The organism is Marinobacterium zhoushanense, from assembly GCF_014641945.1.
GTDB lineage: Bacteria > Pseudomonadota > Gammaproteobacteria > Pseudomonadales > Balneatricaceae > Marinobacterium_D > Marinobacterium_D zhoushanense.
This window is the reverse complement of sequence record NZ_BMIJ01000007.1, coordinates 161,428-175,748: the sequence shown is the minus strand read 5'-3', so window position 1 is coordinate 175,748 and position 14,321 is coordinate 161,428. Positions and strand designations below refer to the sequence as shown.

At 63.6% G+C, this 14,321-nt stretch carries 12 protein-coding genes; 11 read left to right on the top strand and 1 reads right to left on the bottom strand.

Going from position 1 to position 14,321, the window contains the following annotated elements; all coding sequences use genetic code 11:
• Positions 1-68 precede the first annotated feature (68 nt).
• Positions 69-647, bottom strand: a complete 579-nt coding sequence (locus IEX40_RS16935) for an RNA polymerase sigma factor (protein ID WP_188750429.1) — start codon at positions 645-647, stop codon at positions 69-71.
• Between the two features lie 123 nt (positions 648-770).
• Here IEX40_RS16935 and IEX40_RS16930 point away from each other — a divergent pair, with 123 nt between their 5' ends.
• From IEX40_RS16930 to livG, 11 genes are all read left to right on the top strand, one after another.
• Positions 771-1,988, top strand: a complete 1,218-nt coding sequence (locus IEX40_RS16930; protein WP_188750427.1) for an ATP-grasp domain-containing protein — start codon at positions 771-773, stop codon at positions 1,986-1,988.
• The gene (locus IEX40_RS16925; protein WP_188750425.1) at positions 1,988-3,814 is read left to right on the top strand and encodes an IucA/IucC family protein; all 1,827 of its coding nucleotides are present in this window, start codon (positions 1,988-1,990) and stop codon (positions 3,812-3,814) included. The genes IEX40_RS16930 and IEX40_RS16925 overlap by 1 nt, the downstream gene beginning before the upstream one ends.
• Position 3,815: 1 nt before the next feature.
• Positions 3,816-5,042: a type III PLP-dependent enzyme gene (locus tag IEX40_RS16920; protein ID WP_188750424.1), complete on the top strand. Its 1,227-nt coding sequence runs from the start codon at positions 3,816-3,818 to the stop codon at positions 5,040-5,042.
• Complete coding sequence (locus IEX40_RS16915) at positions 5,039-6,889, top strand: IucA/IucC family protein (RefSeq protein ID WP_188750421.1); 1,851 nt, start codon at positions 5,039-5,041, stop codon at positions 6,887-6,889. The genes IEX40_RS16920 and IEX40_RS16915 overlap by 4 nt, the downstream gene beginning before the upstream one ends.
• Entirely contained in the window at positions 6,882-8,135 is a 1,254-nt protein-coding gene (locus IEX40_RS16910; protein ID WP_188750419.1) for an MFS transporter, read from the top strand. Before IEX40_RS16915 ends, IEX40_RS16910 begins: the two co-directional genes overlap by 8 nt.
• An 85-nt stretch (positions 8,136-8,220) precedes the next feature.
• A complete protein-coding gene (locus IEX40_RS16905; RefSeq protein ID WP_188750417.1) occupies positions 8,221-9,003 on the top strand; it encodes an IucA/IucC family C-terminal-domain containing protein in 783 nt (260 codons plus the stop codon).
• 73 nt (positions 9,004-9,076) lie between these two features.
• Positions 9,077-10,027 (top strand): LysR family transcriptional regulator, encoded by a 951-nt coding sequence (locus IEX40_RS16900; RefSeq protein ID WP_188750415.1) that lies wholly within the window; start codon positions 9,077-9,079, stop codon positions 10,025-10,027.
• Between the two features lie 138 nt (positions 10,028-10,165).
• Positions 10,166-11,287, top strand: coding sequence for a high-affinity branched-chain amino acid ABC transporter substrate-binding protein (locus IEX40_RS16895; protein WP_188750413.1), 1,122 nt, complete (start codon positions 10,166-10,168; stop codon positions 11,285-11,287).
• Positions 11,288-11,371: 84 nt separating this feature from the next.
• On the top strand, positions 11,372-12,301 hold the full coding sequence (gene livH, locus IEX40_RS16890) for a high-affinity branched-chain amino acid ABC transporter permease LivH (RefSeq protein WP_188750411.1): 930 nt from the start codon (positions 11,372-11,374) through the stop codon (positions 12,299-12,301).
• Positions 12,301-13,551, top strand: coding sequence for a high-affinity branched-chain amino acid ABC transporter permease LivM (locus IEX40_RS16885; protein ID WP_188750409.1), 1,251 nt, complete (start codon positions 12,301-12,303; stop codon positions 13,549-13,551). Before livH ends, IEX40_RS16885 begins: the two co-directional genes overlap by 1 nt.
• The gene (gene livG, locus IEX40_RS16880; RefSeq protein ID WP_188750407.1) at positions 13,552-14,319 is read left to right on the top strand and encodes a high-affinity branched-chain amino acid ABC transporter ATP-binding protein LivG; all 768 of its coding nucleotides are present in this window, start codon (positions 13,552-13,554) and stop codon (positions 14,317-14,319) included. It begins immediately after the preceding gene.
• Positions 14,320-14,321 lie beyond the last annotated feature (2 nt).

The following is a 14,321-nucleotide window of genomic DNA, read 5'->3' as shown; positions in this document are numbered from 1 at the left end:
GAGGTGCCCTAGAGGTAATACTCGAGCAATAGAGCGATCCGAACAGACAGGTAGCCACTGGTCGCCACTCAGAATTGCAGTAACTCCCTGCATTTCACCAAGGCGTTCTTGAGATGCTTTTCCACCATCGTCTGCGAGATGCCCAGCTCCTGGGCCGCTTCGCGCAGCGTCAGTTCCCGGTAGCGCACCAGCAGCAGCGTCTCCCGAGCCCTGGGCGGCAACTGGTCGATCGCCTGGCGCAACTGCCGCCGACGCCGCGCCTGTACCAGCAGCTCCAGTTGATCGGGCTCGGGCGACTCAAGCTCCTCCAATTCACTCTCGCCCGCCCCTTCCGGTGCCCGCCGGCACTGGCGCAGATGGTCGATCGCCAGATTGCCGGCGATACGGAACAGAAAGGCTTTCGGTTGGTTGATATCCCCCAACCCCGGCATCCGCGACAGCCGCAGAAAGGTGTCGTGCAGCAGCTCCTCGGCGATATCGACATCCCTGACCATCGACTGCAGATGCGCCAGCAGCCCGGTACGGTAGCGCAGGTAGAGCGTATCCAGGGTCATGGGATGCAGCTGCACCGGAGCGCTCCCTGACCACTCCTCCTCATCCTTAAGATGGCCCGGATCCAGGGCCTGATCACATATTTTTGCAGTCATTCATCCAGCTTGGGTTGGGTATCGGCTGTCGGGAGCGTCTTAGCCTAAACGTAATGAGATTGATTCGCAATTTCATTCAATGTCAGATATCGATAACCGTACCGGTCAACAGGGAGATCCGACATGCAGCCACGCTTCGTTATCCTCGCCCACGTCCCCACCGACTCCATCAACCTGGGTTTCATCCCCGCCATCCGTCGGCGGGGGTTGCCGCTGCTGCTGGTCACCGACCAGCCGGAGCGCCACCGCAAACTGATCGCCGACGGACTGTTACGGGCCGATGAACTGCTGGCGGCCGACGTGTTCAATCCGCTGGCGGTGCTGAACGCCCTGGCCGAGCGGCAGATCGCGCCGCTGGCGGTGTTCGGCAACAGCGATCATCTGCAAAGCGCCACTGCCATCGTCGGCAGCTTTTTCGGCCTGCCGGGCAAGGATTGGCGGGCCTGCCTACGCGCCAAGAACAAGCTGATGATGCGACAAACGATACAGACCGCCGGGCTGGACAACCCTTGGTTCCGTTGCGTCAGCCGAGTACAGGAGCTGGATGACGTGCCCCTGCCCTGCATCGTCAAGCCGGTGGAAGGGGTGGCCAGCGAGGATGTCAGTCTGGTGCAGAGCCGGGAGGAGCTGAAGCACGTCTGCCGCGCATTCTGGCAGCTGCATCCGGGCCAGGCGCTGCTGCTGGAGGAGTATCTGGCCGGACCGCTGCACACCCTGGAAACCCTGGGCGACGGCGTGCGGCTGGAGGTGATGGGCAGCTTCGAGACCTTCCTGTCGCCACCGCCGGCGTTCATCGAACTGGGCCAGCGCCTGCAGCGCCACGCACCGCCCGAGGTCGAAGCGGTCGTGTTGGCGCAGCTGCGCGCACTGGGTGTCGGTTTCGGCAGTTGCCACACCGAGTTCGTGCTGACCGAGCGCGGGCCGCGCCTGATCGAGGTGAACTACCGCAATATCGGCGATCACTCCGACTTTCTGCTCGCCCAGGCACTGGGGTTCGAGCTGTTCGATGCGGTGATCGGCCTCTACCTCGGCGAGCCGCTACCGACCTTGCCGGAGCGTGCCCTTGGTGCCCGTATCCACTGCCAGAGTGCCGAGCACAGCGGCATCGTCACCCAGGTGCCCGAGGCCTGCCGCCTGGAGCGCGACGGCTGCCGGATCGAGTTTACGCCTCTGTGCAAGCGAGGCGACCGAATCGAGCAGCAGCACTCCAACCGCGACTATCTCGGCATTCTGTGCGTGACAGGGCCAAGCGACACCCTGCTCGACGAGATACTGGACACACTGACCGACGAACTGAAAGTGATCATTGAACCCTGCACCGATGCACAGGAGGCTGCCTGATGAACGCCCCTAATCTATCCCTGCAACGACTGGTACCCTCCAGCGACACAACGACAGCACAGGCACGTGCAGAGGCCGAGGCCGAACGCAGCTGCATCCGCAACCTGCTCAACTGTTACCTGCGCGAGGTGGCCCGCCCGCGTGGCCATCTGCATGAGCAGCCGGCCCCCGAACTGCGTCAGACACTGCCGCTGGGCTGGCGTCACAGCCACAGCCTACGGCATTGGCTGATGCTGCAACTGCCGCACACCGGCCGGCAACTGATGATCGCGGTCAGCCGCCCCTCGACCACCGGCAACTACCGCTACGCCCTGCCGGTACTGGCTCGCCATATCGACGGCGGCCCGGCGGCCTGGCAGCCGATCGGCGCACTGCAACTGGCACGGGCGCTGATCGACGATCTGAGCCGGGCCGAGGGGGTGGCGTTCAATCTGGAGCTACTGCAACAGATCGAGCAGAGCCTGGCGGTGACCCGCGATATCCTTGCCGACACGGCGCACCGAGCCGAACTGCACGACGCCGACGAACTTTACCGCTACTCCGAGCAGTCCCTCGCCTTCGGCCACCCCTTCCATCCGGCGCCCAAGTGTCGCCAGTGGGGCGAGCCGGTCAACGAGGCGGACTACGCGCCGGAGTATCGCGGCACCCTGCAACTGCACTGGTTCGGCGTGGCCGCCGCGTTGCTGCGGGTCGAGACGGTCGCCCCGCTGACGCCCGAGCAGTTGCTGGCCGATATCGCGCAGGACGCACCTCCGAGCAAGCGGGTGGCGATTCCGGTGCACCCGATGCAGGCGCGTTATCTGCTCGGGCTGCCCGCCATCCGCCGGGCGCTGGCCGAGGGCCTGATCGAGGATCTCGGCCAGGGCGGCGAACCCTACGCTCCCACCGCCTCGGTGCGCACCCTCTACCATCCGCAGCGACGTTGGTTCCTGAAGGGTTCGCTCAATATCCGCATCACCAACTGCGTGCGCAAGAACGCGATCTACGAGCTGGAAAGCGCACTGGCGATCCAGCGTCGCCTACAGCCGCTGCAGGCGGAACTGAGCGAGCGCTTCCCCGGTTTCCGTCTGCTCGGCGAGCCGGGTTTCCTGACCCTGGAGCTGCCCGACTGCGACGCCGATAGCGACAAGGCGGTGCAGGAGGGGTTCGGTCTGATCGTGCGCGAGAACGTGCACGCGGCCCTGGTCCGGGGCGAGCAGGCGATCCTCGCCGGTGCCCTGTTCCAGGAGGGAGCGCCGCTGGCGAATCGGCTGCCGGTTGCCGACCCTCGGCTCTGGCTGCGCGGCTATGCCGAGGCGCTGATCCCGCCGATGCTCGACGCCTTTTTCCGCCACGGTCTGATCTTCGAACCCCATCTGCAGAACACGCTGATCTGCCTGCACAAGGGATACCCCAGCGGCGTCGCCGTGCGCGACTTCGAGGGGGTCAAGCTGGTCGAGGAGCAGTGGCCGCCGGAGCGCACCGCAGATCTCGGCCCGCGCGCGCGCCAGTCGGTTTTGTACAGCGAGGCGCAGGGGTGGAACCGGGTGCGCTACTGCCTGTTCATCAACAACCTGGCCGAGGCGGTGCACTACCTGTGCAACGACAGCGCACAGCTGGAAGCGGAGCTCTGGCGGACCATCGCGCAGGTGATTCGCGGTTACCGCGACCAGTGCGACCTGCCCCGCGCCCACGCCCTGCTCGATCCTCTGCTCGACGGCGAGCCGCTGCCGAGCAAGACCAATCTGCTGGTGCGCTTCCACAAGCACGCCGACCGTCTGGCCGGCTACGTGCCGGTGGCCAGTCCGTTCGACGCCAAACCCGTCAAGCCGGAAACAGGAGTCTGAGATGATCGAGATCCCACAGGCGGTACGCCAGGCAGCGCTCGAGCTGCAACGACAGCAGCCGGACCCGCTGGCGGCCTACATCTACGACCTGCCCGCGCTGGATGCCCATCTGCAGCGGCTAACCGGCGATCTGCCGCCGCAGGTGGAGCTGTTCTACGCCGTCAAGGCCAACCCGGACCCGCGCATCCTGCACCGGGTCGCAGCCGCGGTGCACGGGCTGGAGATCGCCTCAGGCGGCGAACTACAGTTGATCGAGCCGCTGCTGGATAGTCGCCCCTTCATCTTCGGTGGGCCGGGCAAGCTGGACAGTGACATCGCCGCCGCGCTGGCCGCCGGTACCGACGCCCTGCACGTGGAGAGCGCCGGTGAACTGGAGCGGCTGATCGCACTGGCCGAAGCCGCGGGCCTGGTCGCGCCGGTGCTGCTGCGCATCAACCCGCGCCTGCCGGAGCGCATGCGCACCCGGCTGACCATGGCCGGCTGCGCCACCGCGTTCGGCATCGACGAAGAAGCGCTGCCGGGCGTCATCGCCCGTGCTCGCGCCAGCCGCTGGATCAAACTGCAGGGGTTCCATATCCACGCCCTGTCGCACCAGCTGGATGCCGAGCGCCATCTGAGCCTGCTCGACCATCTGCTTCGGCTCAGCCTTGATCTGGCCCGCGAGCACGGCGTCGAACTGCGCACCCTCAACCTCGGCGGCGGCATCGGCGTCAACTATACCGACCCGGCGCACCAGTACGACTGGTCCCGCTTCGCGGCCGGTCTGCATGAACGGGTGCAGCAGCCCGCGCTGCGCGACATCCGCCTGCGCTTCGAGATGGGCCGCTACCTGACCGCCTTCTGCGGCTACTACCTGATGGAGGTGATCGACCTGAAGCGCAACCACGGCGAGCAGTTCGCCATCTGCCGCGGCGGCACGCACCAGTTCCGCCTGCCTCCGGCGCAGGGCCACAGCCATCCGTTTGTCTGTCTGCCCGGTCGCGGCGGTCGCCCCGACAGTCAGACGTTGCACCACGTCAGGCTCACGGTGGCCGGGCAGCTGTGCACGCCCAAGGATATCCTGGCGCGGCAGGCCGAGGTGGCGCGGGTCGCCATCGGCGATCTGCTGGCCTTCCCGCTCGCCGGAGCCTACGCCTGGAACATCTCGCACCAGAACTTCCTGTGCCACCCAGCACCCCGTTTCCATTATTTGGAGAAAAGTCTGGACACTCCCGAGGAGAGCCGATGAACGCCATCCTGCCCAATGTCCACCACCTGACCGATCGGCCCGAGCCCACCGCCGCCGACCGTGCCGAGGCGGCGCGTAACGGCCTGTTCCGCCTGCTGCGTAGCCTGCTGCGCGAACAGCTGCTGCCGATGATGTTCGCGGCCGACGGCACCGCCGACCTCAGCCTGCACGGCGACCACGGGTCTCTGCGACTGGTCGCGCCGCGCTTCAACAACCTGGATGCGCTGTGCGACTTCGACGCCCTGATCCGGCAGCCGATCGATGCCGCGGCCGAAGCGCTGCAGGATCCGCTCGAAGCACTGCAGTGCGTCCTCGCCCTGCGCCGTGACGCCGCCGATCCGGCCTGGCAGCGGATCGCCGACGAACTGGCCAACGGCCTGCACAACGAAGCGCTGACCCTGTGTTGGCGCCATCATCAGGACCGGGCTATTGCGCAGCGCTGCGCCCAGGAGGGGATCGACAGCCTGATCGACTGGGCTAGATTGGACGGCGGCAACGCCGGTATCCGCCTGGAGCAGTGGGCGGCGGTGGGCCACCCCTACCACCCCGGCAGCAAGACCAAGCTCGGATTGAGCAGCGACGAGGTCTGGCGCTACGCGCCGGAGTTCGCCCCGGCGGTACCGCTGGTGCTGATCGGCGTGCACCGCTCGCTGGCCCGCATCGACACGATGATCGATGGGCTCGACTACCGGCGCTGGTTCGCCCTGCACTACCCGGACTGGTTCGCCCGCTGGCAGCAACAACTGCCGGATCAGCAGCACTATCTGCCGCTACCGATCCACCCCTGGCAACTGGAGCACGACCTGCCGCAGCGCTTCGCCGATGAGCTGAACAGCGGCCTGATCCGCATCACCGAGGCGTGTTTCTACGCCGCGCCCACCCTCTCCTTCCGCACCCTGGCGCCGGGCACGGCCGGCGAGCCGCCCTATATCAAGCTGCCGGTGGCGGCGCAGATGACCAGTTCGGTACGCAACCTGTCCACCCCCTCGGTGACCAATGCCCCACGCATCTCCGCGGTGCTGCAGGATATCGTCAACCAGCGCCCGGATATCGCGGCGGCGCTGCGCTGTCAGTGGGACGAGGTGGGGCTGCACCTGGAGATCGACCGCGAAGATCGCGACGATGCCCGCTACCTGGCGGTACTGTTCCGGCGCAACCCCTGCCGTCTGTTGGCCGATCACGAACAGGCGCTGGTACTGGCGGCGCTGTTCGTGACCTCGCCGCTGTCCGGCGAGCCGCTGCTGGTCGACCTGATGCGGCAGGCGGGCGTACATGACCGCGACAGCGCATCCGCCTGGTTCGGGTGCTACTGCGACCATCTGTTTGCCGGGGTGCTGAACCTCTATCTGGAGTACGGCATCGCGCTGGAGGCGCACCAGCAGAACCTGATGCTGGTGTTGAACCAAGAGGCACAACCGGTCGCCTTCATCAATCGCGATGTGGGCGGTATCTGCATCCACTGCCCGACGCTGGCGGATCGCGGCTGGCCGGTCGAGTTCACGCCCGCCGCCACGCTGGTGGAGAGTCGGGAACAGGCGAGAGTCAACATCTTCCACGCCGTACTGCAGAGCAATATCGGCGAGTTGATCGAGCTGCTGGACGGTCGCTTCGGGCTCGACGCCCGGCAGCTCTGGCGCGATGTCGCCCGGCTGCTGGAGCGTTACCTGGACGACTACGGCATTCGCTACGGCAATGCGGCCCGGCAGGAGGAGTATCAGGCGTTCTTCGAACAACCCTGGCCCGCCACAGCGTTTATCCGCATGCGGTTGCAGGACCAGTCGCGGCACTCGGTCTGCAACCCCATCCCCAACCCGATTCAGAAGGCACTGACACCTACCGATGAATGATTGGCAGACACAGGTACGACTGCTCTGGTGGAGCCAGTTGATCGCCGTGGCGGCGATGGAGATGAGCGAACCCTTCTGGCCGCTGTTCCTGCGCCAACTGCAGGGGGTCGAGTCGGACTCTCTGGCGTTGTGGAGCGCGCTGATCTACGGCGCTCCGCTGCTGGTGGCCGGGTTCGCGGCACCGGTCTGGGGCCGCTTGGGCGACCGTTTCGGCCACAAGCCGATGGTGCTGCGCTCGATGCTCGGCCTGATGCTGACCCAGGCCCTGCTCTACTTCAGCAGCAGCCTGTGGGAGGTGCTGCTCTACCGCCTGTTGCAGGGCGCGCTGGCCGGTATCATCACCGCCGCACTCTGCTTCGCCACCGCCATCGCGCCGCAGGAGAAACGCGCGTCGGTGGTGGGCAGGTTGACCGCGGCCACCGCCGCGGGCGCCATTATCGGGCCGGTGGTCGGCGGTGCGCTGGTGCAGTGGCTGGATTACCGCGCTATCTTCCTCGGCGGTGCCGCCATCTGCCTGCTGCTGACCCTGCTGCTGGCGCGCCGGTTGCAACACGACGGCGGCCGCAACAGAGCCAAACCGGAAATAACCTCCGGCTCCGCCACTCTCTCCACCACTCTGCAAGACGGCCCGCCGATGCTGGCGCTGTTGCTGCTCGTCATCCTGCTGCTGCAGAGTGCCAAGGCGATGCCGAGCTCCTTCTTCGCCCTGTTTGCAGAACAGCAGCTCGGCAGCACGCCGCTGCTGACCGGGCTGCTGTTCAGCGCCGCCGGCTTCGGCATGATGCTCAGCGCCTCAGGTTGGGGGCAACTGTTCGACCGCCTGGCCCCGGCCACCGGCCTGGCCCTGCTCAGCACCATCGCGCTGGCGGCCGCCGCCTGCTATCTCGCCCACCTTTACAGCGGCTGGCTCTCGCTATTGGCGGTGCGCTTCGCCTGGGGTATCTGCCTCGGGGCGATGCTGCCGATGGTGCAGGCGACGCTGATCCGCCTTTCCGACAACGGTTGCAACGGTCGCCTGATCGGCGCCGCACAGAGCTGCATCCGTTTCGGCAACCTGGCCGGCGTCGGCGGCGGCGCGCTGCTGATGAGTCAGTGGAGCTACAGCGGCGGCTTCCATGGCGCCACGCTCGCCTACCTGCTCGCCGCCGCCGTGCTGTTTCTGGCCTGGTTGCGGCTGACGCAGGTCGATGCCAGTCCGGCAACGGCCGGCGCGAGCCACGCCCAATCCCGATCAGGTAGCTGGTAAGAACCGTGACCAACCTCAATCACCACATCATCCTGCCCCTCTTCCATGCCTTCATGGGCATGCCTCCCGGCCGGGAGCAGGTGCGATGAAGAGCGCGGCGTTCACCACGCAGGAGTGGGCGGTGTTGGCAGGACCGCTGCGCCTGAAACCCTCCCGCAAGCACGACCGGCACTCGCTGAGCGTTGCGGAATTATTGAAGGAGGAGAGTTGCGAGCGGGTGCTGCGAGAACTTGCGCCGGTCATCCGCGCCCCCACCCCGGCGATCGCCGCCTCGCTGCTGGCCAAGCGGGTTGCGTTACTGACCACCGGCGCCTGCCTCTATGCCATGTCGGCCTGCGACAAGGGGCTGAGCCTGGCGCCGGACAACTGCCTGATCGAGTACGGCCACGACGGCAGGCTCTGGACCTCGTCGATGCCGCTGCACGACCTCGCCCCCATCGGCTACGCTGACGGCGAACGCCGGGCCTGGCGCGACACCCTGGTGCGCACCCTGTTCGCCGAACTGCTGGCGCCGCTGTGGCACAGCTTCCATCGCATCAGCGGCATCTCGACGCGCGTGCTATGGGAGAACACCGCCGTGCGGGTCTATTCACTGTATGACCGGAGGCTGGCGGAGATCGAAACGCCCTGCATAAGGCAGCGCTGCGCAGAGGATTTCGACTGGCTGTTGAACCGTGCGGAACCTGCGCTGTTCGGCCTCGACCACAACCCGCTGCAGCGTTTCCGCCGCCCACCGGTATCGCTGAACGGTCGCGAGGTCCGCCTGCGCCGAACCTGCTGCCTCTACTACAAGACCGGAGATCCGGTCGAGTACTGCTCCACCTGTCCGCTGTTGCGACGGAACAGCTCCCCATCCAGACAGCCATAGGCGTTACCGCCTTCCCGATCCCGCTCAGTTTGATTACCATGCTTCCTGCAGAGCGCAGGAGCCCCGAAATAAGATGACTTCACGTAAATACTGGCTCGGCCAGGTAGGCGATTTCGAGCTCAAGCAACTCAGGGTGTTTACCACCGTGGTCCAGTGCGGCGGCTTCTCCGCGGCCGAAGCGGAGCTCAACATCACCCGTTCGACCATCAGTATCCACATCGCCAACCTGGAATCCCGCCTCAACCTCAAACTCTGTCATCGTGGCCGCGCCGGCTTCGCGCTGACCGAGGAGGGAAAAATCATCTACGAATCGGCGAAGAAACTGTTCGACTCAGTGGAGGAGTTCCGGGCTACCGTCAACAACCTGAACGCCACCCTGTCCGGAGATCTGCGTCTGATCTTTTCCGATACCGTCAGCGGCGATCCGCGGTTGGGTCTGCCCGAGCTGATCAACCAGATCAACGAACTGGCACCGGGGGTCTATATCACCGTCGATGTCGCCTCCATGTCCGAGATCGAACAGATGGTGATCAACGAGGAGGCCGAGGTGGGTTTCATCCCCCTACATCGTCAAATAGAGGGGCTGGAGTATATCCCCCTGTTTTCCGACAACTGCTACCTCTACTGCCACCGCAGCCACCCCCTGTTTGCGGTTGCGGACAGCGAGATCAGCGACGAGCTGATCGACGGCCACCCTTTCGTCCAGGCGGGGCTCAAACCGCACAAGGACGCCGCAAGCCTGATCGAGCAGATGGAATTGCGCGCCACCGCCTACTACTATGAAACCCGCCTCGCCCTGATCCGCTCGGGACGCTACATCGGTTTTCTGCCCGAGCACTATGTCGCCAACGTAGTTGAACCCGGCGAGCTGAGGGCCCTGCGCCCGGAGCGCAATATTTACCGCCTGGAGCTCGGCGCGATCGTGCGCAAATCGGCCCGTGCCAACAAAGCGCGAGACCTGTTTATCAAACTGTTGCAGGAAAAACTGCAGATCGTGTCGGATAAGGCAGAAAAAAACGCCTAATAATGGCCAAATCACAAAAACCTGCCTATACCGACAAAAATTTTCTGTGTAATAATCACCAAGTTTGACTAACTTGCTAACCATTGGCCGAACTGTTGTTGTGGCTCGGCATAAAAAATGGACGAAGGGGAAAATAAGATGGCGAAAAGCTTCAAGCGTTTTAGCAAGACTCTTCTGGCGGCAGCAACTGCGCTGACCATTGCCGGCACCGCACACGCAGAGACTCTGAAGATCGCACTGGCAGGCCCTGCAACAGGCCCGGTTGCCCAGTACGGTGATATGCAGAAGATCGGTGTACTCGCAGCGATCGAAAACCTGAACGCCAACGGCGGCATCAACGGCATGGATGTGGAAGGCGTGATCTATGACGACGCCTGCGATCCGAAACAGGCCGTAGCCGTGGCCAACAAGATCGTCAACGATGGCATCACCCACGTCGTCGGCCACCTGTGCTCCAGCTCCACTGAGCCCGCCTCCGACATCTATGAGGAGGAGGGTGTGCTGATGATTACCGCCGCATCCACCTCCCCGACCATTACCGAAAAAGGCTACGGCATGATCTTCCGTACCATCGGTCTGGACAGCCTGCAGGGCTCAATGGCGTCGCAGTACATCCTCGAAACCGCCAAGCCGAGCAAAATAGCCGTCATCCACGACAAGCAGCAGTATGGTGAAGGCTTGGCCACCGTCGTCCGTGACGGTCTGACAGCTGCTGGCGTTGAGCCGGTCATGTTTGAAGGCGTTACTGCCGGCGACAAGGACTTCTCTGCCCTGATCGCCAAGCTGCAGAAAGCCGATGTGGACTTCATCTATTACGGTGGTTACCACCCGGAGCTGGGTCTGATCCTGCGCCAGTCTGCCGAGAAGGGGCTCAAGGCCCAGTTCATGGGGCCTGAGGGTATCGTCAACTCCGACCTGGCCAAGATCGCCGGTGATGCTGTCGAAGGCGTGCTGGCCACTGCGCCGAAAGCCTTCGACCAGAACCCGGAAAACGCCGAACGTGTAAAAGCGATTGAAGCCAAGGGTGAAGATCCCACAGGCCCGTTCGTGTTCCCCGCCTACGCCGCGGTTCAGATCATGGCCGATACCATCAAGGCGATTGACAGCACCGACGCCGTCAAGATGGCCGAGTACATCAAAGCCAACTCTTTCGATACCGCCATCGGCACCGTCAAGTACGACGACAAGGGTGACCTGACCGAGTCCACCTTCCTCGTCTATGAACTGCACTCCGACGGATCCAAAACGCCCGCTCAGTGATCCTGAGTAACGTTTAAACCCACAACCCGGATACCCCTGTGCCAACAGCGCAGGGGTATCCTTTTATCTATCTGGTAAGTATCGATGACTGAAGCCAGCCTCTACCTCCTGCAACAGATCATCAATGGACTGACTATCGGCTCGACCTATGCCCTGATCGCCATCGGCTACACCATGGTGTATGGCATCATCGGCATGATCAATTTCGCCCATGGCGAGATTTACATGATCGGTTCCTATGTCTCATTTATCGTGATCACCGGCCTGCTGGCGATGGGAAGTTTCGCCCTGCCGCTGGTCCTGTTTATCGCCCTGCTGGTGGCCATGCTGATCGCCAGTACCTACGGCTGGACAGTGGAACGCGTCGCCTACCGCCCGTTGCGCGGCTCCAACCGTCTGATCGCGCTGATCTCGGCGATCGGCATGTCAATATTCCTACAGAACTACGTCGCGCTGTCTCAGGGCTCCCGCGATGTTGCCCTGGCACCGCTGATCTCCGGCAGTGTACTGGAGCTGGGTTCGCTGGAGACCTTCGAGGTCACCCTGTCCTGGATGCAACTGCTGATCTGGGTGGTGACGCTGGTCACCATGACCGCCCTGACTCTGTTCATTTCCCGCTCCCGCATGGGGCGCGCCTGCCGTGCCTGTGCCGAGGATCTAGGGATGACCAACCTGCTCGGCATCGATACCAATCGCATCATCTCGCTGACCTTCGTCATCGGTGCTGCGCTGGCGGCGATCGCCGGCCTGCTGCTCGGTCTCTACTACGGCGTGATCAACCCGTTCATCGGCTTCATGGCCGGTCTGAAGGCGTTTACCGCCGCAGTGCTCGGTGGTATCGGCTCGATCCCGGGCGCCATGCTGGGGGGCCTGATCCTGGGCGTCACCGAAGCGCTGACCGCGGCCTACTTCCCGTCCGAATACAAGGATGTGGTGGCATTTGGACTGCTGGTAACCATCCTGCTGTTCCGCCCCACCGGTATTCTGGGTAAACCGGAGGTGGAGAAAGTCTGATGCGCGGCTCACTTTATAACGCAATTTTCGCTGCCGGTATCACCCTGGTGCTGGCCTGCCTGATGCTGGGCGTCAGGCTCGGTGCCGAAGGCACGACCCTGACCGTGTACGGCGCAGGCGCCGACCGCTGGGAGTGGATCCTGGCCGGTGTCGGCCTGGTTTTCCTGAGCCAGCTGTTTTCGACGCAGTTGGGCAGATTGTCCAGCCGTATTCCGAGGCCTGATCTGGGAGCACTCAAACCGCAGGACGCGACCTGGAAAGTGATAAAACCCTGGCTGCTGGCGGCACTGGTGGTCGGCCTGCTGGTGTGGCCCTTCATGGTCTCCCGCGGCGCGGTTGACCTGGCCACGCTGACGCTGATCTATATCATGCTCGGCCTGGGACTGAATATCGTGGTCGGCCTGGCCGGCCTGCTCGACCTGGGCTATGTCGCCTTCTACGCCGTCGGCGCCTATACCTATGCGCTACTGTCGGAGTATTTCGGCTTCTCCTTCTGGGCCTGCCTGCCGATCGCGGCGCTGTTGGCGGCAGCGTTCGGCTTTATCCTCGGCTTTCCGGTGCTGCGTCTGCGCGGCGACTACCTGGCGATCGTGACCCTCGGTTTCGGTGAGATGATCCGTATTCTGCTGAATAACTGGACCAGCATTACCGGTGGCCCCAACGGCATCTCCGGTATCGAGAAACCGACCCTGTTCGGATTGGAGTTCAGCCGTCGCGCCAGCGAAGGCACACAGACCTTCCATGAGTTTTTCGGCATCGACTACAGCAGTGGCCAGAAGGTGATCTTCCTCTACCTGATCGCCGTACTGCTGGTAATCGTGGTTATCTACCTGATCAACCGTCTGATGCGGATGCCGATCGGCCGCGCCTGGGAAGCACTGCGCGAGGATGAGATCGCCTGCCGCTCGCTGGGTCTTAACCGTACTGTGATCAAGCTCTCGGCGTTTACGCTCGGCGCGTCAACGGCAGGATTTGCCGGCTGTTTCTTCGCTGCACGCCAGGGCTTTATCAGCCCGGAATCGTTCATCTTCATCGAGTCCGCCATCATCCTGGCCATCGTCGTACTCGGCGGCATGGGCTCCCAGATCGGCGTGATTCTGGCCGCCATCGTGATGACCGTTTTGCCGGAGCTGGCGCGTGAGTTCTCCGACTATCGCATGCTGATGTTCGGCCTGCTGATGGTGGTGATGATGCGCTGGCGCCCGGAAGGCCTGGTGCCGATGAAACGCCCACACCTGGAGTTGAAATAGATGAGTCAGTTACTGCTTGATGTAAACGAGCTGACCATGCGCTTCGGTGGTCTGCTCGCGGTAAACAAGGTCAATCTGTCGGTAAAACACCGCCAGATCGTCTCCATCATTGGCCCCAACGGGGCAGGTAAAACCACGGTGTTCAACTGCCTGTCCGGGTTCTATATCCCCACTGATGGCAGCATTATGTTCAACGGCCAACAGCTGGCCGGGCTGAAGGATTTCCAGATCTCGCGCAAGGGACTGGTGCGTACCTTTCAGCATGTGCGTCTGTTCTCCAAGATGACGGTGATCGAAAACATGCTGGTGGCGCAACACCGCCATCTGAACACCAATCTGTTCGCCGGCATGCTCAAGACACCGAGTTATCGACGCCTGGAGAAGGAGGCGATGGATCGCGCCATCTACTGGCTGGAGGAGGTAAACCTGCTGCAGCACGCCAACCGTGCTGCCGGCAACCTGGCCTATGGTCAACAGCGCAAGCTGGAGATCGCCCGCTGCATGTCGACCCAGCCGCAGCTGCTGCTGCTCGATGAGCCCGCCGCGGGTCTGAACCCGAACGAGACCAAGGAGCTGGATCAGCTGATCGTCCGCCTACGCGACGAGCACGAAATCTCGATCCTGCTGATCGAGCACGATATGGGCCTGGTGATGGGCATCTCCGATCATATCTATGTGATCGCCCAGGGTACCCCTCTCGCCGACGGCAAACCGGATGAGGTGAAGCAGAACCCCGATGTTATCAAAGCTTACCTGGGGGAGAGCTGAGC